The 25,082-nt window shown below is 43.3% G+C and carries 22 protein-coding genes; 10 read left to right on the top strand and 12 right to left on the bottom strand.

Annotated features, from left to right (window positions below):
- Nucleotides 1-27: 27 nt before the first annotated feature.
- Complete coding sequence (locus BM176_RS18835; protein ID WP_090105843.1) at nucleotides 28-984, bottom strand: NAD-dependent epimerase/dehydratase family protein; 957 nt, start codon at nucleotides 982-984, stop codon at nucleotides 28-30.
- A gap of 253 nt (nucleotides 985-1,237) precedes the next feature.
- Here BM176_RS18835 and kdsA point away from each other — a divergent pair, with 253 nt between their 5' ends.
- A complete protein-coding gene (gene kdsA / locus BM176_RS18840) occupies nucleotides 1,238-2,065 on the top strand; it encodes a 3-deoxy-8-phosphooctulonate synthase (protein ID WP_090105844.1) in 828 nt (275 codons plus the stop codon).
- A 78-nt stretch (nucleotides 2,066-2,143) separates the two neighbouring features.
- Nucleotides 2,144-2,548 (top strand): hypothetical protein, encoded by a 405-nt coding sequence (locus BM176_RS18845; RefSeq protein WP_090105845.1) that lies wholly within the window; start codon nucleotides 2,144-2,146, stop codon nucleotides 2,546-2,548.
- 77 nt (nucleotides 2,549-2,625) lie between these two features.
- On the opposite strand, the gene BM176_RS18850 is transcribed toward BM176_RS18845, so the two are convergent.
- A complete protein-coding gene (locus BM176_RS18850) occupies nucleotides 2,626-2,847 on the bottom strand; it encodes a PspC domain-containing protein (RefSeq protein WP_089782970.1) in 222 nt (73 codons plus the stop codon).
- 175 nt (nucleotides 2,848-3,022) lie between these two features.
- On the opposite strand from BM176_RS18850, the gene BM176_RS18855 reads away from it, so the two are divergent.
- Nucleotides 3,023-5,296 (top strand): aconitate hydratase, encoded by a 2,274-nt coding sequence (locus BM176_RS18855; RefSeq protein WP_090105846.1) that lies wholly within the window; start codon nucleotides 3,023-3,025, stop codon nucleotides 5,294-5,296.
- A 357-nt stretch (nucleotides 5,297-5,653) separates the two neighbouring features.
- Here BM176_RS18855 and BM176_RS18860 read toward each other — a convergent pair whose 3' ends face one another.
- Both BM176_RS18860 and BM176_RS18865 read right to left on the bottom strand, forming a co-directional pair.
- The gene (locus BM176_RS18860; RefSeq protein ID WP_090105847.1) at nucleotides 5,654-6,727 is read right to left on the bottom strand and encodes a DUF4421 domain-containing protein; all 1,074 of its coding nucleotides are present in this window, start codon (nucleotides 6,725-6,727) and stop codon (nucleotides 5,654-5,656) included.
- 57 nt (nucleotides 6,728-6,784) lie between these two features.
- Complete coding sequence (locus tag BM176_RS18865; protein ID WP_090105848.1) at nucleotides 6,785-7,276, bottom strand: metallophosphoesterase family protein; 492 nt, start codon at nucleotides 7,274-7,276, stop codon at nucleotides 6,785-6,787.
- Nucleotides 7,277-7,382: 106 nt separating this feature from the next.
- On the opposite strand from BM176_RS18865, the gene purU reads away from it, so the two are divergent.
- Entirely contained in the window at nucleotides 7,383-8,246 is an 864-nt protein-coding gene (gene purU, locus BM176_RS18870) for a formyltetrahydrofolate deformylase (RefSeq protein WP_090105849.1), read from the top strand.
- A 153-nt stretch (nucleotides 8,247-8,399) separates the two neighbouring features.
- On the opposite strand, the gene BM176_RS18875 is transcribed toward purU, so the two are convergent.
- Nucleotides 8,400-9,002: a hypothetical protein gene (locus BM176_RS18875; protein WP_090105850.1), complete on the bottom strand. Its 603-nt coding sequence runs from the start codon at nucleotides 9,000-9,002 to the stop codon at nucleotides 8,400-8,402.
- A gap of 232 nt (nucleotides 9,003-9,234) precedes the next feature.
- On the opposite strand from BM176_RS18875, the gene BM176_RS18880 reads away from it, so the two are divergent.
- Together BM176_RS18880 and BM176_RS18885 are read left to right on the top strand one after the other, a co-directional pair.
- Complete coding sequence (locus BM176_RS18880; RefSeq protein ID WP_090105851.1) at nucleotides 9,235-10,491, top strand: AAA family ATPase; 1,257 nt, start codon at nucleotides 9,235-9,237, stop codon at nucleotides 10,489-10,491.
- A gap of 15 nt (nucleotides 10,492-10,506) precedes the next feature.
- Complete coding sequence (locus tag BM176_RS18885; protein ID WP_090105852.1) at nucleotides 10,507-11,265, top strand: RloB family protein; 759 nt, start codon at nucleotides 10,507-10,509, stop codon at nucleotides 11,263-11,265.
- A 55-nt stretch (nucleotides 11,266-11,320) separates the two neighbouring features.
- On the opposite strand, the gene hutG is transcribed toward BM176_RS18885, so the two are convergent.
- The 6 genes from hutG to BM176_RS18915 form a co-directional block, all read right to left on the bottom strand.
- Complete coding sequence (gene hutG, locus BM176_RS18890; RefSeq protein WP_090105853.1) at nucleotides 11,321-12,325, bottom strand: formimidoylglutamase; 1,005 nt, start codon at nucleotides 12,323-12,325, stop codon at nucleotides 11,321-11,323.
- Between the two features lie 137 nt (nucleotides 12,326-12,462).
- Nucleotides 12,463-13,686, bottom strand: a complete 1,224-nt coding sequence (hutI, locus tag BM176_RS18895) for an imidazolonepropionase (protein ID WP_090105854.1) — start codon at nucleotides 13,684-13,686, stop codon at nucleotides 12,463-12,465.
- Nucleotides 13,683-15,347, bottom strand: a complete 1,665-nt coding sequence (gene hutU / locus BM176_RS18900; protein WP_090105855.1) for a urocanate hydratase — start codon at nucleotides 15,345-15,347, stop codon at nucleotides 13,683-13,685. The genes hutI and hutU overlap by 4 nt, the downstream gene beginning before the upstream one ends.
- Nucleotides 15,325-16,893 carry a histidine ammonia-lyase gene (hutH, locus tag BM176_RS18905; protein ID WP_090105856.1) on the bottom strand — a complete coding sequence of 523 codons (1,569 nt, stop codon included), beginning with the start codon at nucleotides 16,891-16,893 and terminating at the stop codon, nucleotides 15,325-15,327. Before hutH ends, hutU begins: the two co-directional genes overlap by 23 nt.
- Before the next feature lie 7 nt (nucleotides 16,894-16,900).
- Complete coding sequence (locus tag BM176_RS18910) at nucleotides 16,901-17,377, bottom strand: MarR family winged helix-turn-helix transcriptional regulator (protein WP_090105857.1); 477 nt, start codon at nucleotides 17,375-17,377, stop codon at nucleotides 16,901-16,903.
- A gap of 82 nt (nucleotides 17,378-17,459) precedes the next feature.
- Nucleotides 17,460-17,849 (bottom strand): SET domain-containing protein, encoded by a 390-nt coding sequence (locus BM176_RS18915; RefSeq protein WP_090105858.1) that lies wholly within the window; start codon nucleotides 17,847-17,849, stop codon nucleotides 17,460-17,462.
- Between the two features lie 96 nt (nucleotides 17,850-17,945).
- On the opposite strand from BM176_RS18915, the gene BM176_RS18920 reads away from it, so the two are divergent.
- Complete coding sequence (locus BM176_RS18920; protein ID WP_090105859.1) at nucleotides 17,946-18,815, top strand: bestrophin family protein; 870 nt, start codon at nucleotides 17,946-17,948, stop codon at nucleotides 18,813-18,815.
- A 50-nt stretch (nucleotides 18,816-18,865) separates the two neighbouring features.
- Entirely contained in the window at nucleotides 18,866-20,242 is a 1,377-nt protein-coding gene (gene mgtE / locus BM176_RS18925) for a magnesium transporter (protein WP_090105860.1), read from the top strand.
- On the opposite strand, the gene BM176_RS18930 is transcribed toward mgtE, so the two are convergent.
- The gene (locus tag BM176_RS18930) at nucleotides 20,197-20,757 is read right to left on the bottom strand and encodes a histidine phosphatase family protein (RefSeq protein ID WP_090105861.1); all 561 of its coding nucleotides are present in this window, start codon (nucleotides 20,755-20,757) and stop codon (nucleotides 20,197-20,199) included. The two genes, mgtE and BM176_RS18930, sit on opposite strands and share 46 nt — an antisense overlap.
- Before the next feature lie 188 nt (nucleotides 20,758-20,945).
- On the opposite strand from BM176_RS18930, the gene glmS reads away from it, so the two are divergent.
- Together glmS and BM176_RS18940 are read left to right on the top strand one after the other, a co-directional pair.
- Nucleotides 20,946-22,781, top strand: a complete 1,836-nt coding sequence (gene glmS, locus BM176_RS18935) for a glutamine--fructose-6-phosphate transaminase (isomerizing) (RefSeq protein ID WP_090105862.1) — start codon at nucleotides 20,946-20,948, stop codon at nucleotides 22,779-22,781.
- Between the two features lie 31 nt (nucleotides 22,782-22,812).
- Entirely contained in the window at nucleotides 22,813-25,077 is a 2,265-nt protein-coding gene (locus BM176_RS18940; protein WP_090105863.1) for a DUF4954 family protein, read from the top strand.
- The last annotated feature ends 5 nt before the right edge of the window (nucleotides 25,078-25,082 follow it).

Consider the following 25,082-nt stretch of genomic DNA (forward strand, 5'->3'; position numbering starts at 1 on the left):
AGATCAGAACGTTAATTTTCAGGACAGTTATTTCTGCAATGTTTCTGGTAAGTTTTTCAGCATATCCACAGTCATTTTTTCCAGATAGTATTCTGGTTTCCAACCCCAGTCATCACGTGCCAACTGATCGTCTATGCTCTGCGGCCAGCTGTCGGCAATCTGCTGACGGTAATCTGGTTTATAGCTGATAGTAAATTCAGGAATGTGTTTCTTGATTTCAGCTGCGATCTCTTTAGGAGAAAAACTCATACCGCCCAGGTTATAGGACGAACGTACAGAAATGCGTGATTTATCTGCTTCCATCAGCTCTATGGTAGCACGGATGGCATCCGGCATGTACATCATAGGCAGATACGTACTTTCTTTCAGGAAGCAGGTGTATTTCTGCTCTTCCAGTGCTTCGTGGAAGATTTCAATAGCATAATCTGTAGTACCGCCGCCGGGAGCAGATTTATAACTGATGAGGCCCGGGTAGCGCAGGCTGCGTACGTCCAGACCATAGCGGTGATTATAGTATTCACACCAGCGTTCACCTGCATATTTGCTGATACCATAAATAGTGGTAGGCTCGATGATAGTGTGCTGGGGAGTAGTTTCTTTAGGAGAATTGGGGCCGAATACGGCAATGGAGCTGGGCCAGTAGATCTTGTCTATGCTTTCTTCCTTTGCAATATCCAGTACGTTCAGCAAGCTTTGCATGTTGATATGCCATGCCAGGAGCGGGTTCTTTTCACCAGTAGCTGAGAGGATGGCAGCCAGCAGATAAATCTGGGTAATGTTATGACGGATCACCAGCACGTGCAGTTGTTCCTTATTCATTACGTCTAGAGTAACATAAGGTCCGGTACCTTTTAGCAGATCATGCTCCTCTCTAAGGTCGGAAGCAAGTACGTTGGCATCTCCATACATTTTTCTCAATGCCAGCGTCAGCTCAACACCAATCTGCCCACAGGCACCAATAACCAGTATCTTATCTTTCTTCATGCTTTTTCAGAATTAATGGATTCAATTCAGAACGTAATATTAACTGCTTCTTACACAATACGAACAAACGTTTCCAGCGGATGACAATACACTAACAATCCGGCGTAATGCGATATTACCAACAGTGGCCCAGCAAGCACCGCGCCTTTTTACATTACAATATTATGACAAAAGCACAGAAAAGGTGCAGGCATACTTGAGCACACTAATACAATTTGAATAGTATAACTTTGCATTCTCAAATACAAAAATCATGTCAGCAGTAACACATTTGAAGTCATTGTTCAAAGAGCAATACAATCCTGAGAACTTTTTCCTGATAGCTGGTCCGTGCGTAGTAGAAGATGAAGCATTGCTTTTTCATGTGGCAGAAAAAGTATCCGCCATCTGCAAGCGTTTAAATATCCCCTATATATTCAAAGCATCTTACCGTAAGGCCAACCGTACAAGTATAAACTCTTTTAGTGGTGTAGGTGATGTGGAAGGACTTGATCTGTTACAGAAAACAGGACAGGCTTTCAACCTTCCTGTTACGTCGGACATTCACTCTGCTGCAGAAGCTGCAATGGCTGCTGCGTATGTGGATGTATTACAGATCCCCGCATTCCTTTGCAGGCAAACAGACTTGTTACTGGCAGCAGGTGAAACTGGCAAATTCGTGAATGTAAAGAAAGGACAGTTCCTGAGTGGTGAAGCAATGAAATTTGCAGTTGAAAAAGTAAAACAAACTGGCAACGACAAAATATTACTGACCGAGCGTGGTACTACATTCGGTTACCAGGACCTGGTAGTAGATTACCGCAATATTCCTATCATGCAGGAGCATAAGGTTCCGGTAATCATGGATTGTACACATTCCCTGCAACAGCCAAACCAGTCCAGCGGTGTTACCGGTGGTAATCCAAAAATGATTGGTACCATAGCCAGAGCTGCAATTGCTACCGGTGCAGACGGACTGTTCATTGAAACACATCCTGATCCTTCCTGTGCTAAATCGGACGGAGCCAATATGTTACATCTCGATCTGCTGGAAGGTTTGCTGGAAGACCTGGTAAGGATACGTGAGGCTATACGTAAATAACATTTTCCGGAGGAATGAACTAATTTTTGGGTGTTAGTATTTTTCGTAAATTCATACTAACACCCAAAATTACTTTCTATGATCAACTTACATGATGTAAAAGCAGGCGACGCCGTTCTGGTGGAATATGAAGGCAATACATTTGAAGGCCAGGTACTGGAAGTGAACCGTGAAGACAAGCAGGTTTGTGTACGAACCGGAGAACAGGTATTCTGGTATAACCTGAGTGACCTTTACCCCATTCCACTGAATGAAGCACAACTCCTTAAACTCAAATTCAAAAAAGACGACCCGATTTCCGCCCTTGGTAACGGAAATGTGTATGTGCGTGGTCCTTTCACAGTGAAACTGTATGAATTGGGAGATGGTCAACCGGCTACCCGGCTGGATTATCGAGATGAACACCGGGAAATCAAGGAGTCCATCACAGTGAACCAGTTACAAAATCATTATCAGGAGATGACGAATTTTCACCTGGAGTAGGAGAAGTAGTCATTTTAATGAGAAAAGCCATCAGCGATGAAGTATTGCTGATGGCTTTTTATCTTATTATTGATGGATTATAAGTATCTGAGTGGATTCCTGCGGGCGTTCAGGATATAGTTCTTCATGTTTACCCAAAAAGCCATAATCATATAAACAATTATAGGCGAGCCCATTGTAAGAAAAGAAGTATAAATAAAGAACAGGCGGATACGGGAAGTAGCTACTCCCAGCTTGTTACCGATAGCGGTACAAACACCAAAGGCCTGCCATTCCACGAAATCTTTAAGTCTGTTCATATATCAAATTTATCACAATACCACGGTAAAAACAAGTTTAAATTGTTTAAGGTATTGGGCTTGCGGGAAGTTCCCGGCTTAGTGTTTATTGACAATCGACTACATATCTTTTAAAAACTTGTTGTTTTTAATTAATTTTGCGGTGCATTTTCTAACCGGTCTTAAATTATTTTTCATGGTGTTTGATATTGAAATGATTAAAAAAGTGTATGCGGCACTGCCGGGTAAGGTGGAAGCTACCCGTAAAATGCTGGGTCGCCCGCTCACACTGTCTGAAAAGATCTTATATGCTCACTTATTTTCGGCAACTACTACAGCCTACGAGCGCGGAAAGTCATATGTAGAGTTTGCACCGGATCGCGTAGCGATGCAGGATGCAACGGCACAGATGGCGTTGTTACAGTTCATGACATGTGGGCGCGACAAGGTAGCGGTTCCTTCTACCGTACACTGTGATCACCTCATACAAGCCAAGACAGGTGCTGATGCAGATCTGGCAACTGCTGTGGATACCAACAGAGAAGTATATGACTTCCTGGCATCCATTTCCAATAAATATGGCATCGGTTTCTGGAAACCCGGCGCTGGTATCATTCACCAGGTAGTATTGGAAAACTATGCTTTCCCTGGCGGTATGATGATTGGTACAGACTCACACACTCCAAATGCCGGTGGTTTAGGTATGCTGGCAATAGGTGTAGGTGGTGCTGATGCGGTAGATGTAATGGCAGGATTAGCATGGGAACTGAAAATGCCCAAACTGATAGGTGTAAAGCTGACTGGTAAACTGAGTGGCTGGGTATCTCCTAAAGATGTAATCCTGAAAGTAGCAGGTGTACTGACCGTTAAAGGTGGTACCGGTGCTATTGTTGAATATTTTGGTGAAGGTGCTGATAGCCTGAGCGCTACCGGTAAAGGAACCATCTGTAACATGGGTGCGGAAATAGGCGCTACCTGTTCTGTATTCGCTTACGATAGTAAAATAGCTGATTACCTGAAAGCTACAGAGCGTACTGAAATCGCTTCTCTGGCAGATGGCGTGAAAGAACACCTGCGTCCAGACGCTGAAGTGTATGCTGATCCTACTAAATACTACGACCAGGTAATTGAAATTGACCTGAATGAATTGGAACCACATGTAAATGGTCCATTCACACCGGATCTGGCATGGCCAATCTCTAAATTTGCACAGGCTGTAAAGGAAAACAACTGGCCAGAAAAGCTGGATGTGGCCCTGATTGGTTCATGCACCAACTCTTCCTACGAAGATATTTCCCGTGCTGCTTCACTGGCAAAACAAGCTGTAGACAAGAACCTGCCTGTAAAAGCAGAATATACTATTACTCCTGGTTCCGAGCTGGTTCGTTTTACTATTGAAAGAGACGGATTCCTGAATACATTTGAAAAGATCGGCGGTGTAGTGCTGGCAAATGCCTGCGGTCCCTGTATCGGTCAGTGGGCTCGTCATATAGACGATCCTAACCGTAAGAACTCTATCATCACTTCTTTCAACCGTAACTTTGCAAAGAGAAATGATGGTCTGGCGGCTACCCACGCATTCGTAGCTTCTCCGGAAATAGTAACGGCACTGGCTATTGCTGGTGACCTGACCTTCAATCCGCTGACAGACAAACTGAAGAACAAAGATGGTGTAGAAGTTATGCTGGATGAACCATCCGGTTATGAACTGCCTATTAAAGGTTTTGCAGTAGAAGATGCTGGCTATCAGGCTCCTGCAGCAGATGGTAAAGGTGTTCAGGTACTTGTATCTCCTACCAGTGACCGTTTACAGTTGCTTGCTCCATTCTCTCCATGGGAAGGTACAGATCTGAAAGGTCTGAAACTGCTGATCAAAGCAAAAGGTAAATGTACTACTGACCATATCTCTATGGCCGGTCCTTGGTTAAAATACCGTGGTCACCTGGATAACATCTCCAACAACATGCTGATTGGCGCTATCAACGCGTTCAATGATAAAACTGATACCGTTAAGAACGAAATCACAGGTGCATATGGTGCTGTACCAGCTACCGCCCGTGCTTACAAAGCTGCCGGTGTAGGTTCTGTTGTAATCGGTGATGAGAACTATGGTGAAGGCTCCAGCCGCGAACACGCAGCTATGGAACCACGTCACTTAGGTGTACGTGCTATCCTTGTTAAGTCTTTTGCACGTATCCACGAAACCAACCTGAAAAAACAAGGTATGCTTGGTCTTACCTTCGCTAATAAGGAAGATTACGATAAGATACAGGAAGATGATACATTGGATATCGTAGGTCTGACCACTTTCGCTCCAGGTAAACAATTAACTGTAGTTGCAAATCACAAAGATGGCAGCAAAGACGAAATTCCGGTAAATCACACTTACAATGAACAACAGATCCAGTGGTTCCAGGCAGGTGGTGCACTGAATGTAATCCGTGCTGAAGCAGCTAAGAAAAAAGCATAATTCATATTGAGGGGACTGACTTCTTATTGAAGTGCAAGCCCGAAATAAAAAGTCATAAACTTTTAAGCTGGTCTTTTTAGACCAGCTTTTATTTTTCCTATAAGATGATGTGTTGATAAAGTGCGATTGGTAATGATCAATAAATACCCTGCATCTGCCTGTTTAGTGTCTTAATTTAACTTGGGATAAGATTGTAGATTAGATCTTTATTATACTTCACCTGATCATCACGGCAGATAAGGTATTATTGATCATTACCAATCTATAACGACCTCCTCTGATAATATATGTAGTCATTAAACAATTCTCAGATTTATTCTCTACGTTTTCTTTTAATCGGCCCGGTATTTACTCCTGTTAGAATAGTTTCTTTTTCAATTTGAACCTCCGGGCTATACTAAGCCGGAAATCCCCTGCACCTATCCGCTGATAAGTATCCGGTACCGGCGACGTGCTGCGCATAGTGATATTAACATAGTGGATTCCCGCAAAGTAACGGCTGGAATTATATCCTATTGAAATGCGCTCTGTATTATTCAACTGAAGACCTACCTTACTCAGTTTGGTATCCGACGGCGTTAAGCTTAAACTGGTATAATTAGAACCTATACTTCCGGTAAGGGAAAAAGTAAGAAAGAAATGTTTATTATAGACAAACGTATAGGCATATCCTGCATTCACAGCTGCGCTCATGATACCGGTACGATCAAAATGCTGATTATTAAAGAAGTCATTTTTTGAGAGATTACTGGGGATAATAGACGAATCTCCTTTCATCCTCACACCAAATATTTCTGCCCCGATAATCAGTGAACCAGCACTCTTTTTCTGATAATCATTTTGCAGATAAGCTGCCCGGTAAGAGAACCTCCCGTCATTGAAAACATACTGTACTCCCAGGCCCAGGGTAAGATTATGAATATCCGGCCTGATAGGCAACTTACCTTCCGGCGTAAAAATATCTAATAATCCTTTTGAATTGGAGATGTAATATCCCTTGTAAAACTGACCATAAAAATCTACTACAATCTTACGCGCATATACGTGTGTCTGCAAATCCAGTCCTCTTGTTCTTCCATACTTATATTCCTTATTAATGAAGGGCAGGTTAAAAGCAAGGTTAATACCTATAAACTTATAGTTCATACCAAAGCCAATATTTAAAGGCGTATTAGGACGGTATAATACGTCCAGATTCCTTTTCCGGTCCACTATATCATAAGAATTATATTTACGGGTACCGAAAAAACGAAAGGTAATATCCTTTGTATGATCCTCTATATAATTGGAATCATTGTCTGTCGTCAACCAATTCATTGCTTTTTTAACAGCAGGTGTTGCATTCTCAGGTAGTGGTGTGTTCTGGGTCTGCCCCAAGACGGTAATGAACATACACAGGCATCCCGACAATAAAGTGAGCCATTCTCTCATTTGTGACAGTTGTAAAATGGTATATAAGCAAAAAATGTGCGCGCTCCTGTTCTGCAACTATTTAGGTAATTCTACCACCTCAAGATTGCTGATATTACCTGCTGCCAGTTCAAAACGCAGCAGGGTTTTCACCTTATGCCAGCCTTGCTGGCCACATGCCCCCGGATTCATGTGTAATAATTGTAGTGCGGGATCCGGCATCACTTTCAGAATGTGGGAATGCCCGCAAATAAACAGTTTGGGGGTATTTTTCAACAGAAGCTCTTTTATCCCGGCGGCATATTTACCGGGATATCCCCCAATATGTGTAATCAACACCTTTACTCCCTCTAACTCAAACTCCTGATTTAATGGATAACGAACTCTCAGATCTGCTCCGTCAATATTACCGTATACTGCCCTGAAAGGTTTAAATGCTTCCAGTTGATCTGCCAGCTCCGTATTCCCAATGTCCCCTGCATGCCAGATCTCATCTACCCCTTCAAAATACTTAAACACCTGCGGATGCAAATAACTGTGCGTGTCTGACATCAACCCTATCTTCTTCATATTGCGAAATGTAGTCAAATGTAAATAATAAATAGAAAAAGTAGTAGCAATAGCTGGTTATCGAATTTTACATTTAGTATTTTACAAACGAATATATTTCCATTTTATGCAAACTGATATTACCGGCAGATTATTGATTTGCTGTCCCGACCGGCCAGGTATTGTTGCTGGTGTATCCCAGTTCCTTTATACCTGTGGAGCTAATATTCTGGATGCCAGTCAGCATAGTACCGACCCACGGGAAGGACTATTTTTTATGCGGATGGCATTCCAGCTGGAGAAGGCAGCCATAACAAGAGAGCAACTGGAAAAGGATTTCCAGGAGAAAGTAGCCGGCCCACTGAAAATGGACTGGCATATCGATTATACCGATCGACGGAAACAGATGGCCATCATGGTATCCAGGTATGACCACTGCCTCATGGAATTGTTATTGCGCTGGCGCAGCGGAGAATTACCGGTGGATATTCCGCTGGTCATCTCCAACCACACAGAATTAGAACAGCTAACCAGGGATTTTGGGATACCTTTTCACTATTTACCGGTAAATCCGGATAATAAGGGGGCTCAGGAACAGGAAGCTATCCGGCTGATAAAAGCAGCCAATGCAGACTTCATTGTACTGGCCCGTTATATGCAGATCCTATCTCCTGCTTTTGTGAGTGTTTTCCCCGGCAGGATCATCAATATACATCACTCTTTCTTACCGGCCTTTGCTGGAGCCAATCCTTATAAGAATGCGTATACACGTGGTGTAAAACTGATAGGCGCTACGGCACACTATGTTACCAACGATCTGGATGAGGGACCAATTATTGATCAGGATGTGGCCAGGGTAAGCCATAAACACGCGGTATCCGACCTCATGATGTTAGGACGTGATATTGAACGACAGGTACTTACAAGGGCTGTAGTTGCCCATATTGAAGACAGAGTGATTATTCATGGTAACAAGACCATCGTGTTCTAAAAGAAAGCCTACACTCTCTATCTGAAGATTCAAATAAGAAGTAGGATGTAAAAATAAATGATGGGCCTGAGAATTGCTTATCAGAGACTCAAATGAGAAGAGCCTGTACCCTCTTAAGGATACAGGCTCTTCTTATTGAAAAATATCTGATTACTACTTGTTAGCCTTCTTAATGAATTTACCCAGACCTTTACCTGCAACTGCGTAAGACTCTCTCAGACGGGTTCCGGTATCATAATCATTACCACCGAAAGTTCTACCAGGACAATCATCCACAGTCAACTTAGCTACTACAGCTTTGGTAGCTGAATCAATGATCCACGCTTCACCATCAATAGAAGCATATTTACGGGAAACATAAATGTTATAACCAGGCTCAACGAACTTAGTTTTAAACACAAGTGTATATTTTGCATTAGGGAAATCGCCAGACTTGATATCACTATGCTCAGAGAACAACTCATTGAACTGAGGCTCAAACTTTTCTTTACGATCTGCTTTCCAGTCTGCTATCCATTTATCACCTCTTCCTGGTTCTTTCTTATCGTAGTCTGCTTTCTTTTTTTCGAGGTAATCCTTTTCATCGGCAAATTTACCTACGCCTAAATGCTCATAATCAAATGTTGCGTTGATCTCTGTTTGTCCCTTGAGAGCTGACAGGTCGCCCTCGATTAACTTTACTTTTTGTGCTGATACAGTGACAGTTGTAAGCGCTGCGATTGCAAATGCGGCAGCTGACCTTAGGATTAATCTCATAATATATGTTTTATTTGACAAATATAAGTGCCAGACCTATACAATGCATTATGAAAACAATAAATATTGGGGAAAGTTCAAAAATTTGCGGGAACTACGTATTGTTTGGAGAAGGAGGGTAAAGTGTGATTGAAGTGCAATTCCACAACCTCACTAAACAACTGTTAAATACCAAATAACCTATTCTGAACATTTTTTCATAATTTGCATAAAAACTGCAAATTTCAAACAAATGATTCTTGACTTCTCTATAGGTAACTATCGATCTTTCTCTACTATTCAAACCTTGAATCTAAGGTCTACAGGAATCGTCTCCGATGTTAAAGAGATTGATCAGAACAATATTGTTGAGCGAGATGGGCAGAAAATATTAAAAACCATAGGGATTTATGGCCCCAATGGCAGTGGTAAATCCAACCTTTTGCAGGGAATCAAATTATTTCGTCAGTTAGTAGAAAGTTCACTGGAATCAGAAGCTATTATGGACTTTGCAGCAGAACCATTCGCCTTAACGAACAAGGAAATGGATAACGCTGGTTTTTTCCAGATACAACTGCTTATTAAAGATAAAAAATACCGGTATGGCTTTACGCTCGGTCACGTTGGAACTGTTCAACAGGAATGGTTATTTGGACCAGCGGATAAAAATGAAACCTGGTATTTTAAAAGAAGTTTCGGTAAGATCGAATTAAATAATCAATGGTTTGAAGAAGGTACTAATGGACCGATAGAAAGTCTTCGGGAAAATACACTGTTCCTGACATTTGTATCAGCCTATAATGGGCCCACTTCTCATTCAATCAGAAACTTCATTGTTAAAAATATCTCCTTTGAAAACAGAGAAAACAGGACATCTGCAAATAGAAAAGGTAATCGACTTGCCTATGACCAGAATGCTTCTACCAATCAACTTATAAAAGAAGGTAAAACACAACTGGTACTGGATTGGCTGGAAAGTGCAGGGTTATTTTATTCAGACATTGCTCTGCGGGAACATAGTGGAGATTTTAACGTAGTACTTCTTGAAAAAAGCATGTATGATGCAAATGGTAAAATTATCGGAAAACACAAAATGGATCTTGACTTAAATGAATCCGCAGGCACAAAAAAGTTTTACCATTATATCGGGTTATTATACCAGATGTTTACAGAAGGAGGGATATTAATTTCAGATGAAATAGATAATAATTTTCACCCTTCCTTATTGCAAAAATTTATCCGGTCTTTTAATGATAAAACCATTAACAAGGCAGGGGCACAACTGCTCTTTACTAGTCATGATACCAATCTATTACAACCTAATGTTTTAAGACGAGATCAGATTTACTTCACCGAAAAAGCGGAAAACGAAGAAACCAGGCTTTATTCTCTTTCAGATCTAAAAGGAATCCGGAATAATGCTGATTTTGCCCGGCAGTATCTGGCTGGATTCTATGGTGCTTTACCAATGTTGAATAGATATAAAGGTTTATCAACCGATAACTTATAGTAATAAAATTAGTTTATGACTGATGGCTGGGAACAGATTACTGAAAAAGAAACCAAACGAACTGCCGATAACTTAAAAACTTTCATCTTATTTTGTGAGGACAAAATAAGTGAGCCTTCTTATTTCAAAGAATTTGCAAAAGAGTATAAGGTAAGAATCAGTGAAGCTGTTGATCAGAAAAGCTCTTTTAAAAACATAGCGAACACATTAGAATATTGTGAAAAAGAAGGGCTTTTAGAGACTGATAATAAGGCGTATAAAATACGATCTGATGTTAAAACGCCCATATGGTGTGTTTTCGATCGAGATGTTGAAACTAATAATCCCGATAACATTAATCATGCAAAAAATATAGAATTTAATCTATCTATTCAATCTGCTGAAAGTGCAGGTCTAAATGTGGCCTGGAGTAACGATGTATTTGAGTTATGGATACTTCTTCACTTTGAAGATGTCACTCCTAATGAATGGAAGCACAGAACCTATATATACGACCGCCTTACAGCAATATTTAAAGCTCTTCCTGATAAATCCCCAGAGTTAACAGCACTTACTGAACTCTCAACATTCAATTATAAAACTTTCTTTAAAACAGAAAAGAACTTCAATTTTCATGTACTGCCAAGATTAGCCGCAGGACGGGCTGATGCTATTGTAAGAGCTCAGATTCTTGAAGCTGCCTTTATCCACACCCAAAAAAGCCATGAACGTAACCCATGCACCATGGTACATCATTTGGTATCAAGTATAATATCAGCTGAAAAGTTAGCATAAGAGATAAACAAATGCAGCATTAGCCATTAGTTATCAAAGAGATAAATACGTTTTCTCAGGTAGTTGATAATAAAACTGCCTCAAACACCATCGCTGCACCCAGCTTCGCTGTACGACTATCTACATCAAATTCCGGATTCACTTCTGCAATATCTATCCCTGCCAGTTTGCCACTTTGTAATATTGTGCGATAGCATTCAAGGAACAGTCCATCAGGACGAATACCATTATAAGCAGTTGCACTTACTCCAGGTGCAAAAGCAGCAGCAAATACATCCATATCAATGGTGAGATATATCTGATCCACTTCCTTTATGAACTGTGAAATAGCAGCCTGTAATAAGGTACGGTCCTGCAAATGAAATGCATCTGCATCTACATATTGCGCATCCAGTTCTCCTGCAATACGGAAGAGTTGCTGTGTATTACTATTAGTTTGAATACCCAGCGCTAAATAATGAAAAGGCTGTTCCAGTTCTTTACAATATTCTGCTAGTTGATAGAAACCTGTGCCGGAAGTACTTCCCTCTTCACCTGGAATACGAAGGTCGAAATGCGCATCAAAGTTGAGTAAACCAAGTTTTGCAGATGGAGTGTTCATATATAGATGCGCATACAATGCCTGCGCATGCCCGTACGTAATTTCATGCCCACCGCCTAACAGAATAGGGAGATATCCTGCCTTCTTTATTGACAACACCACACCACACAATAATTCGTGTGCCGGTTCGAGAGCATTCTCATAACATACTACATCACCAGCATCCACAAGTACTAATAATTCAGGATCGAAGTGCACCGGAAAGTTAGCACAGGCCGCACGCAATACAACAGGACCATTCACCGCACCTACACGTCCTTTGTTGCGTCTTACACCTTCATCAGAAGCAAAACCAAGAAACACAACACCTTTCTGACCGGGTTTTAAAACCGGGAACTTTTCTCCACCAAGAACATTCACTGGTATAATATGCTGATGCCAGCGCATTGCTTCTGCTTCCGTTCCATCTATCCTGCCAGTCCACGCTTCTGGTGACTGGTAAAAATTCGTCGTGCTCATAATCTATTTATTATACTGGCGATTAAAATGAATACACTGAAGATAGCTTACATAATCTTCAAACGCCATCCCCCGGAAGGGGAAACCTTTTTAATCAACTCCTGCTTTTACTTAATTATCAAGGCTGCAAAGTTAACTCAAATCTTCACTCCATTCTTCCAGACGGTTACTGGTTTCATCTTTCCCTGATAATATAATATATCCCTGTAATCACTGCATGGATAAGCCTGCATGTCTGCCGCAAAGCCCGCTGCCAGCTGCCCCACAGAAGGAAGTTGCAATGCCTTCGCTGCACGGAAAGTGAGACCCGAAAATACTTCTGCAGCAGATAATTTCTGCGCAGCACTCATCACTGCTGCCTGTAATAATAAATCTCCCATAGGTGCAGACCCCGGATTCCAGTCGCTCGCAATCGCTACACAAGCTCCTGCATCCAGCAGTTTCCTTGCAGGTGCATATTGCATCCCCAATCCTAACGAAGCACCAGGTAATACTACTGCGACAATGTCTGCCGCTGCCAATTGTGCGATAGCTGCATCATCACTCGCTTCGAGATGATCTGCAGATACAGCACCTGCTGCCACTGCTACTGCAGAACCTCCACAGGTAAACTGATCTGCATGTACAGTAGTGATAAAACCCAGCGCTCTTGCCTCTTGCAAAAAAGTGAGTGCCACTGAAGGTGAGAATGCTGTTTCTTCTATAAAAATATCTACCCGTTTGGCGAGTTGTGAGGCGCTGATCTCAGGCAATAACATGTTAAGTACCCAATGCAGATATGTCTCATCCGAACCTTCAAAATCTTTCGGACGCATATGTGCAGCCAAACAGGTAGGAATGAGCGTAGCCTTTGTTTGCAAGCCTGCCAGCCTGATAGCGTGCAACATTTTCAACTCATCCATGAGGTTCAGCCCATAGCCGCTTTTTACTTCTATAGTAGTAACACCTTCCTGTAAATGACGGTTAGCTCTTAATACTGTATTTGCGGTGAGGGTATCTATACCGGCTATACGTGTTTTTGTAACAGAGTCCCATATACCACCACCGGCACGTGCTATTTCAAGGTAGCTTTTACCAGCAATACGCATAGCGTAATCACGACTGCGGGTACCATCAAAACAAATATGTGTATGGCAATCTATGAAGCCGGGAAGTAATACAGCAGGGGTTTCTATCCTCAGCAGAGAACATTGGGGATATTGCTGCCGCAAGCGCACAAAATCATCTACTGCAACAATTCTCTCTTCATCAACAATAATTCCACCGTTCTCTATCACCTGCAATTGTTCATCGCACAGCGCACCTTTTAAAGGTAATCCGGAGAGCGGTAAAATTTGTGAAAATGGGCCTATTAGTTTCATAAGTTAAATTGCTTAGCGACTTCCTGTGCTTTTTCATATCCAGCATCCGCATGACGGAAAATACCCAGTGCTGGGTCATTATATAATACTCTTCGCAGACAGGCAGCGGCACGATCCGTACCATCTGCCAGTACGACCATACCGGCATGCTGGGAATACCCCATCCCTACTCCACCGCCGTGGTGAAAGGATACCCAGGTAGCACCCCCACCGGTATTCGCCATCAGGTTCAATAAGGTCCAGTCAGATACTGCATCGGAACCATCTTTCATAGCTTCTGTTTCCCTGTTGGGAGAAGCCACGGAGCCACAGTCGAGATGATCACGCCCAATCACTATAGGCGCTTTTACTTTACCGGTACGTACCAGTTCATTAAAGATCAGTCCTGCTTTTTCCCGCTCTCCCATTCCTAACCAGCAGATGCGTGCCGGCAATCCCTGGAAGGCCACCTGTTGCTGCGCTTTCTGTAACCAGTTGATCAGTGGCTTGTTGTCCGGGAAGGCATCCATTAATGCCTGATCGGTTGTATAGATATCCTGCGGATCGCCGGAGAGAGCTACCCAACGGAATGGACCTTTCCCTTCACAGAATAGTGGACGGATATAAACGGGTGTAAAGCCGGGAAAGTCAAATGCATTGGCCTCTCCACCTTCTTTCGCAAACTCGCGCAGGTTATTACCATAGTCAAAAGTCACAGCTCCTTTACGTTGCAATTGTAGCATGAAACCAACATGGCGCGCCATGCTTTTTAATGACAACTTTTTATACTCCGCAGCATCTGTTTTACGTAATGTAGCAGCATCTTTTAAGGATAGTCCGTTAGGTATATATCCATTCAATGGATCATGTGCAGAAGTCTGGTCTGTGAGAATATCCGGGATGATGTTGTCTTTCAAAAGCCTCTCTAATAAATCGCCCGCATCACTTACCAGTCCTATGGAGAGGGGTTCCCCTTTTGCTTTGGCATCCATTGCCCAGGCAATCGCTTCTTCATAAGAATGCGTCATGCGATCTATATAGCGGGTAGCTAATCTTTTCTGAATGCGGGTTTCATCCACATCTGCACCAAGGAATACTGCACCCGCCATAGTAGCGGCCAGTGGCTGAGCACCACCCATACCACCAATGCCGGCAGTCACCAATAAACGTCCTTTCAGGCTGCCTCCAAAGTGCTGGTTGCCGCACTCCACAAAAGTTTCGTAGGTGCCTTGCAGTATGCCCTGTGTACCAATATAGATCCAGCTGCCCGCCGTCATCTGTCCATACATCATGAGGCCTTTTGCTCTCAGTTCATTGAAGTGTTCCCAGGTAGCCCATTTAGGTACCAGGTTACTGTTTGCCAGCATCACACGAGGTGCCTGGGGATGTGTACGTACCACGCCAACCGGTTTGCCCGACTGTACCAGCAACGAATGATCTTCATCAAGTTCCAGCAGTATTTCAATGATCTTTTGCAATGCTTCCTTATTACGGGCTGCCTGACCGATCCCACCGTATACTACCAGTTCGTCCGGATTCTCGGCCACCTCATCATCCAGGTTATTCAGCAGCATGCGTAAAGGAGCTTCTGTTTGCCACGAGCGTGCATGTAATTGCGGGCCACGTGGAGCTTTATAGTGCGGGTGTGCCGCATATGTTTTAATAAAGTCCGAACTGGTCATTATAAATACCGTTTAGTGATAAATAATTGTCCGCAGCCGCAGTATTGGCCACATTGACTAAAGACTGATTGGTGATGAGGGTATGTAAGTGTTGTATATCGTAAGCAAAGATCCTGTCTTTTGATGCGAATGAAACTGTTTCACGCACAAAATGATGGACGGCTTCCAGTACAGGTCCTGATTTAAGAGGGCGGCGGAAATCCACTGCCTGTGCGGCATAGAGCAATTCTATTGCCAGGATATATTCCAGGTTGTCGATCACCTGGTGTAGTTTACGGCCACTGATAGAGCCCATGGAAACATGATCTTCCTGTCCGAGAGAAGTAGGCACACTGTCTGCACTTGCAGGCCAGCACAATGTTTTATTCTCCGTCACCAGTGCCGCGGTAGTGTATTGCGGAATCATGAATCCGGAGTTTAGTCCTGCGTTTTCTATCAATAGTTTAGGCAATCCATAACGTCCTTCTATCATCATATAACAGCGGCGATCTGAAATATTACCCAGTTCTGCCGCCGCCACTGTAGCATAATCCAGCGGTATGGCCAATGGTTGCCCGTGGAAGTTACCACCACTGATTGTATCATCTGCACTAAAGATGATGGGATTATCTGTAACGGAGTTCAGCTCTATGGTAGTCAGTTCGTGCAGGTGCAGCCAGGCGGTACGCGAAGCACCATGCACCTGAGGCATACAGCGTAACGAATAAGGATCCTGCACCCGGTCGCAGTCAGCATGTGCAGCCATGATCCCGGAATTATCCAGCATGGCTTTGAGCCGGTGTGCCACCAGCTGATTGCCCCGAAAAGGTCTGATATCGTGCAGGCGCGGATCAAAAGGACGTGAAGTACCCATTAGTCCTTCAAGTGATAATGCCCCTATGATATCTGCTGCTTCCAGCAGGTTATGAAAGCGTTGCAAAGCAGTAACAGCAAATGAAAGAATGAACTGTGTACCATTGATGAGTGCCAGTCCTTCTTTAGGTCCCAGCACAATTGGCTGCATTCCTTCTGCTTTCATCATTGCAGCAGAAGATACCCGTTGTCCCTTATACCACACTTCCCCCAATCCGATTAATGGCAGGAAGAGATGGGAAAGCGGCGCCAGATCGCCGGAGGCGCCCACAGAGCCTTTTTCCGGAACTACCGGTGTAATGTCATGTTCTATAAACCAGATGATCCGATCCAGTGTAGCCGGTGCCACACCGGAATATCCCTGTGCCAGCGCATGTACTTTGGTGATCAGCATTACGCGGGCAACCGTTACCGGGATAGGATTTCCCACGCCTACACTATGACTTTGCAGGATGTTATATTGTAGGGTACGTGTATCTTCTTCGGAGATTTTGGTATCGCACAATGGGCCAAAGCCGGTGTTGATGCCATATACCGTGCTGTGTTGTGCCACTATCTGATCCACGTAGGCACGACTGGCGGCAATCTTTGCCGCTACTTCAGGTATGATCACGCCTTGTAAACGACCGGCAGCAATGTCGAGGGCCTTAACTACTGTAAGCTGATCGATACCGTAATTGAATTGGTGTATCATTATTAAACTAGTTTTTCATGGAAGAAATAATGCGCGTGGACAGGGGTTCCTGTTGAACAGCCTTTTCCATCTGTGTGATGGCTTCCAACAGTTGTTGCTGTTTTTCAGTAAGATCTGTCATAGCCAGTGTGATAGCTTTCCATATGGGTTGTACCTCATGTAGCAAGTCTTCTCCTTTTTTGCTGAGCATTACCAATTGACGGCGACCATCATCCGGACAGGGGGCTGTTATTACCAGTCCTTTCTTTTTGAGGCTGGTCACCAGCTGACTTACTGCCGAGTGAGATACTTCCAGTTGTTCAGCAATATCTGTGAGCGGGATGTTCTGTTGTTTTGACAGAATATAAAATACCGGGAACCAACTGGCATCAAAGGCAATCCCTGACTGCTCATACACCTTATTAACTTCCATCAGGAAGTATTCACTTAATCGCCGCAAACGGCTGCCAAATACCAGGTAGCCCAGGGAGGAATAAAAGCTCATAACAGAAAGTATTAAATTATATAAGCGCTTATACAATTTAATACAATAATAAGGAATTTCCCAATTCCTTTAATTTTGAAGGTTATTTTTTACGGACGTCGAACCAAACCGGGGATGCATCAGTGACTTCACCATTATAGTTGATACTAAGCTCTTCACCCTTCTTAATCTCCTTACGGGTAATGATACTCATGGTTTCTTCATCAAAATCCATTTCATACTCGCAATTGGGGTCATAAGCATGGTTGTAAATGGAACAAAATCCAAGTGCAATACAGGAGCGGGTTTCACGCGCACCCCAGAGGAAGATGTAGTTGTGCAGCTTGGTTGTATCCACTGTTTGTGTGTCGTCATAAGACAAAACAAGTACAGGAGAGGTTTCTATCCTGGTACCAGCAGGAATACTTTCTTTTGTAAATACCCCCCGGCCTTTGCCTTTCGTCTTGTCTACGTATAAGTATGGTTTGATCATAATACTATATAAAACAAAACGTAAAATAAAGGTAAAGCAGGAAGTTATCAAAATCATGCATAAAAATTTTAGGTTTGCGGAAATGTATTTCGAAATATGATCGATTATAACCCAAAAGTCTGGTTTACTTTCATCTTCCGCCTTCATAAGGGCGATACCGTGCGTAAGTTATCTCCCATGTTCGTGGGTCTTTCGATCTATTCCGCTGCCATAGCCTATCTGGAACTGGGACTCCTGCATCTTTCAAAAGACAGTGAGCTGAAAAATCTCATAGTAATTCATACTCTATTGGGTTTCGTTATATCCATGCTGCTGGTATTCCGTACCAATACGGCATATGACAGGTGGTGGGAAGGTCGCAAGCAATGGGGCTCTCTGGTGAACAACAGCCGGAACCTTGCCATTAAACTGCATGCTATGCTTCCGGTGTCTAATAAAGCTTCCAGGGAATATTTCAGACTGATGATCCCCAATTATGCTTTCAGTTTAAAGAATCATCTGAGGATGAACTTTATAGGTGGAGAACTGGAAACAGTTGATGGCTTTAAGATCGATAACAGCAAACATGTGCCTAACCAGATTGCAGCAGACCTACTGGCACATACCCACGAACTGTACCGGCAACAGCAAATTTCCGGAGAACAGTTGCTCTCCATCAACCATGAATTAGAATCCTTTACTAATATCTGCGGCGCCTGTGAACGTATCAGGAACACCCCTATCCCCTTTTCGTACAGCGTTTTCATTAAGAAATTTATTTTCTTTTATGTGATGACCCTGCCAATTGGGTATGTGTTCACGGTCGGTTACCTGATCATTCCTGTAGTAGTATTCGTTTTTTATGTATTGGCCAGTCTTGAGCTGATTGCAGAAGAAATCGAGGATCCTTTCGGTTTTGATGCCAATGACCTGCCTACAGACACTATTTCTGCCAACATCCGCAAACATGTGGCAGAGATATTGTAATGTAGCACGCCAACTTTGTTTAATTTCGCTCACTGACAGCCTTTTGGAATATGGAAAATGAAGCTTTACTGGAAAAATTCGAGACGCTTGTCAATGAACAGAACTACCAGGAATTAAAAGTATATCTGGACGATCAGCTCATTACAGATGTGGCCGAGCTCATTCATGAGCTACCGGAGCAGGCTGCTATTATTTTCAACCACCTTTCTATAAGTCGTGCGGCGGCGGCTTTCAGAATCCTGGAATTCCATGCACAGGAAGATGTAATCCATGAACTGCCGGCTGCAAAAGTAGCCGAGCTGCTGAATGAACTTCCTGCAGATGACCGTACTGCTTTTCTCGGAGAGCTGCACAGTGATGTGGTAAAAGAGCTGATCAAGCTACTGAACCCGGAAGAAAGGAAGATCACCCTTAGCCTGCTGGGATACCATGAAACCAGCGTAGGCCGTATCATGAACCCGGACTATATAGCTGTTCGGGAAGAGTGGACTGTAAAACATGTTCTGGATTATATCCGCGAATACGGAAAGGATAGTGAGACCATCGACGTGATCTATGTAGTGGACGAAAAAGGGAAACTGATAGATGACTTCCGGATCAGGGAATTTCTGCTGGTAGCTACCAATACCGTAGTGCATACCCTGATGGATGACCGTTTCGTGGCCCTCCATGTGAACGATGAACAGGAAGAAGCCATCCAGGTATTCCGTATGGAAAATCGTGTGGCCCTGCCGGTAGTAGATGATGAAGGGATCCTGCTGGGTATCGTTACCATCGATGATATGTTATGGATCGCCAATGAAGAACATACAGAAGATATCCAGAAGATAGGTGGTACCGAAGCACTGGACGAACCTTATCTTGATATTCCTCTTATGAAGCTGGTAAAGAAACGTATTGGATGGCTGGTAATTCTCTTTATAGGAGAAATGCTGACTGCCACTGCGATGGGCTTCTTTGAGGATGAAATTGCCAAAGCTGTTGTACTGGCTCTTTTTGTTCCGTTGATCATTTCCAGTGGTGGTAACAGCGGTTCACAGGCATCTACCCTTATCATACAGGCAATGGCCCTGGGTGAAATCACGATTGCCGACTGGTGGCGTGTGATGCGCAGGGAGATACTTTCAGGATTGATGCTTGGTAGTGTGCTGGGATTAATCGGCTTTATAAGAATCCTCCTCTGGAACTCTTTGTTTCATACATATGGTATCCATTCCGTACTGATAGGCATTACCGTTGGACTTTCACTCGTGGGAGTTGTATTATGGGGTACCCTTTCAGGTTCTATGTTACCATTGATTCTGAAGCGTTTAGGGGCCGACCCGGCTACATCTTCAGCACCTTTTGTAGCCACACTGGTGGATGTAACAGGATTACTTATTTATTTCTCAGTTGCTTTTGCTTTGATGGAAGGGATACTGCTGTAATTGAATTTCTTAACTTTTGCACTGTCTCTGTATTTCCTTATCATAAACAGATCTGAATAACTAATAGAGTCTGCCGGGGGCTTTGCTTTCAGCGATTTCATTACAGGAATCAGGCTATTACCCTGTCCTATAATCAGCAGGCGTTTGCCCCAGTCATCACGGCGGGTAATTTCATAGATCAGTCCTTCGCCCGTAGAATCTGCCTTATAAGATGCGGTATCTAAATGAAGATACTCCCGCATGGAATCGAGCGTTTCAGTGCTTTTCAAAATAGAGGTGATATATATTTTCTGGATGCCGGAATCTTTCAGATAATGGTATAGGTCTCCCGCACGCTGGAATCCTTCTTCTGCTAAACAGGAATCATAATCCGGTACTTGTTCTGCGTGTCGTACCAGGAAAAAGGTGCCTGTCAGGAAGGTACTGTCTTCTGTCAGGGGTATGGGTTCTTTTACTGCTACCGGCTGTTCACAGGCCAGACAACATAATAACAATAAGATTATAATGCACCTCATAGGATCGCTTGTTCAATTACAGCGACAAATTACGATTTTTCTAATCAGGCAAACAATTTGACAGTTTACCCGGTTAATTCTATGGAGATCATTTTGTTATCCCGACACTATTTTCTCCTTTAATTGTACATAATTCACATAATTTAGGCATATTGCACGCGAATCCATGTAAAAACTGAAAAACATATATGTGCGGAATAGTCGCTTATATTGGCCAGAAAGAAGCCTACCCCATCGTTCTTAAAGGACTGAAACGATTAGAATACCGGGGTTATGACAGCGCCGGAGTGGCCCTGATCAATAACGGATTACAGGTATACAAGAAAAAAGGCAAGGTGGCCGAACTGGAAGACCACGTGAGCAGTAAAGATATGCGTAGTCATATAGCCATTGGTCATACCCGCTGGGCTACCCACGGAGAACCCAGTGACAGAAACTCCCATCCACACGTTTCCGGAAACGGTAAACTGGCCATGATCCATAACGGGATCATAGAAAACTATGCACAACTGAAACAGGAACTGCTGTCAAAAGGCCACACCTTTAAAAGTGATACTGATACAGAAGTATTGATCCACTTTATAGAAGAAATTCAGCAGAACAACAACTGTTCCCTGGAAGAGGCTTTGCGTATCGCATTAAAAAGAGTAGTGGGTGCTTATGTAATAGTTATTGTAGATGAAGATCATCCGGATACACTGATAGCTGCCCGTAAAGGCAGTCCGCTGGTAATAGGCGTTGGCAAGGGAGAGCACTTCCTGGCATCAGATGCCTCTCCTATCGTGGAATACACAAAGGAAGTAGTATACGTCAATGATTACGAAATAGCGATCATTAAGGCCGACGAACTGATTCTGAAAAATATTTCGAACGAAATACAAACTCCTTATATCCAGAAGCTGGATATTGAACTGGCAGCAATAGAGAAAGGTGGTTACGACCATTTTATGCTCAAAGAGATCTTTGAACAACCGCAAACCATCTTCGATAGCTTACGTGGAAGACTGGATGCAAAAAAAGGTATCCTCACCATAGGTGGCATCCGTGAACATGCGGAAATGCTTAGCAAAGCCAAACGAATCATTATCGTGGCATGTGGCACATCCTGGCACGCCGGTCTGGTAGCAGAGTATATGATAGAAGAACTTTGCCGCATTCCCGTAGAAGTGGAATACGCTTCTGAATTCCGCTACCGCAATCCGGTGGTTGGTCCGGGCGATGTGATTATCGCTGTTTCACAATCCGGCGAAACTGCCGATACATTGGTGGCTATAGAAAGTGCTAAACAAAAAGGCGCCATCATCCTGGGCGTTTGTAATGTGGTAGGTTCTTCAATTGCTCGTCTTTCTGATGCGGGTGTTTATACACATGCCGGTCCGGAAATAGGCGTGGCCAGCACCAAAGCATTTACCGCGCAACTGGCAGTACTCTGCCTCGTTGGCCTGAAAGTGGCAATGCTGAAGGGTAGTATCACAGAACAACGTTTCCAGCATCTGCTGGATGAACTGGAAAACATTCCTGAAAAAGTAGCGGCTACTTTGAAACTGAACGACAGAATCAAAGAGATAGCAGCAAAATATAAAGACGCCCGTGACTTCCTTTACCTGGGCCGTGGCTATAACTTCCCGGTAGCACTGGAAGGCGCTCTGAAACTGAAAGAAATCTCCTACATACATGCAGAAGGTTACCCTGCTGCTGAAATGAAACATGGCCCTATTGCACTGGTAGATGAAAATCTGCCGGTAGTATTTGTGGCTACCCGCGATAGCTATTATGAAAAGGTAGTATCGAACATCCAGGAAATTAAGGCACGTAAAGGCAAAGTGATTGCCGTGATTACAGAAGGCGACCAGGTGATTCCTGGTATGGCGGATGATATCATAGTAGTACCGGAGGCAGATGAATTGGTAGCACCCATCATCTCCGTTATTCCGATGCAATTGCTGGCTTATCATATCGGCGTACTGAAAGGCTTTGATGTGGATAAACCAAGAAACCTGGCGAAGTCCGTAACAGTAGAATAGTTCTTGATTAGCATCTTTTAATTAACTCTACATGAACCTGATACAGAAAAAGCCACTCAAAGAGTTAGGCTATAATTTTGTAGCGGCATCTTATCTGCCTGAAGGACAAGACGAATATTATCTACGTAATAAACAATCGGGCAAGTATAATACTTATCGCCAGTTGTCTGCACACGAAATTGAAATTCTTGTACGGAATGATAATACCTCAGACAATTGGAATAATATCCTTGTTGCAGATGCTTTCAGCCCGTGGCAGGTAAAACATTGCCACTTTTTCGGACTGGTACGTATAGGTAAACTGGAGCCTTATTACCTGGAATTCCATAATCTCCGGCAGCCTGTAGGACTGTATAACAGTACGATCGCTTCCTGCGACTTTGGCGATAACGTGGTTGTACACAACGTGCATTTCCTCTCTCATTATATCATAGGCAATGAAGTCATGATCTGTAACGTGAATGAGATGGCCACCACAGATCATGCGAAATTCGGGAACGGTATCGTGAAAGAAGGAGAACCTGAAAACGTGCGCATCTGGCTGGAACTGTGCAATGAAAACGGCGGACGTAGTGTGATGCCTTTTGAAGGCATGCTGCCCGGCGATGCCTGGCTATGGACCCGCAACCGTGATGATGACAATCTTCAGCAACAGTTTAAAGCATTTACAGAAAAACAATTTGATAAAAAACGTGGTTATTATGGGATGGTGGGCGACCGCTGTGTGATCAAGAATGTTAAGATCATCAAAGATGTAACTATCGGTACCGATGCTTATCTCAAAGGTGCCAACAAAATCAAGAATTTAACCATTAACAGCTCCGCCGATGCGACAACGCAGATAGGTGAAGGCTGTGAACTGGTAAATGGCGTAGTGGGCTACGGATGCCGCGTATTCTACGGTGTGAAGGCGGTTCGTTTTGTAATGGCATCACATTCCCAACTGAAATATGGTGCCCGTCTGATCAACTCTTATTTGGGAAATAACTCTACCATCTCCTGCTGTGAAGTATTGAATTCACTGATCTTCCCGGCACACGAGCAACATCACAATAATTCATTCTTATGCGCCGCCCTGGTTATGGGGCAAAGCAATATGGCAGCCGGTGCTACTATCGGCTCCAATCATAATTCAAGGGGTGCAGACGGTGAGATCATTGCAGGACGTGGCTTCTGGCCCGGACTGTGTGTAAGCCTGAAACATAATTCCAGGTTTGCCAGCTTCACTCTCATCGCCAAAGGCAACTATATGTCTGAAATGGATATTCCTTTTCCTTTCAGCCTGGTGTTAAATGATGAGCAGCATAATAGCCTGAAAATTATGACAGGCTACTGGTTCCTGCATAACATGTATGCACTGGCCCGTAACTCATGGAAACATCTTGACCGCGATAAACGCATTGACAAAACACAACTGATAGAATACGATTACCTGGCACCTGATAGCGTGGAAGAAATGATTAATGCCATGGAACTGATGGAAATTGCAACAGGGAAAGCATGGTATGCCCAACAAGGAACTATCACCAGTGATTATAAACAGAAAAAGTATGCATTAGTAATCGATGGTTTGGATGAAGTTCCGCTAAGTACTTCAGACTTTAAGGAGAAAGGATACAGATTACTGATAGATGACCCTGAAAATGTAAGCCAGCTCAAAATACTGGCGGAAAATGTAGAAAACAGCAGTCGTAAGGTTGAACTACTGAAAGTACATAGAAGTTATCCAATGTTCCGTGCATTGATCACACTATATGCTGTGCGTAATATTTTCTACTATACAGAGCAGCAATCACAGTCATCCTTTGCAACCTTACAGGAACTGGTAAAAACTGCAACACGTGGCCCCTGGCAAAATGTAGGCGGACAACTAATGAAGGCAGATACCGTACATGATCTGAAGAACCAGATCCGCAGTGGAAAGATCAGCAGTTGGGATGAACTGCACAAAAATTACAAACATATCGGCGAGCAATATGCAACGGATAAACTGCAACACGCTATCGCTTCCCTCCTGTTTATACAGGATAAATCTGCCGCACACTTTACACCGGCTTATCTGAAAGAATGTCTGCAACAATCCGTTCATACACAGGAGCTGATCACTGATAATATTTACCGTTCGCGTGAAAAAGATTATAAAAATCCTTTCCGTAAGATGACTTATAAGAATGATGCAGAAATGGCTGCTGTTACCGGCAAACTTGAAGACAACAGCTTCATCCAGCAAACCATTTCAGACCTTGCAGCCTACAAGAAAAAAGTGGATGAGCTTATAGTGAAATGGGAGTTGTAAATTGC

Origin of the sequence: Chitinophaga sp. CF118, from assembly GCF_900112615.1 — a bacterium.
In the GTDB taxonomy this organism is placed as follows: Bacteria; Bacteroidota; Bacteroidia; order Chitinophagales; family Chitinophagaceae; genus Chitinophaga.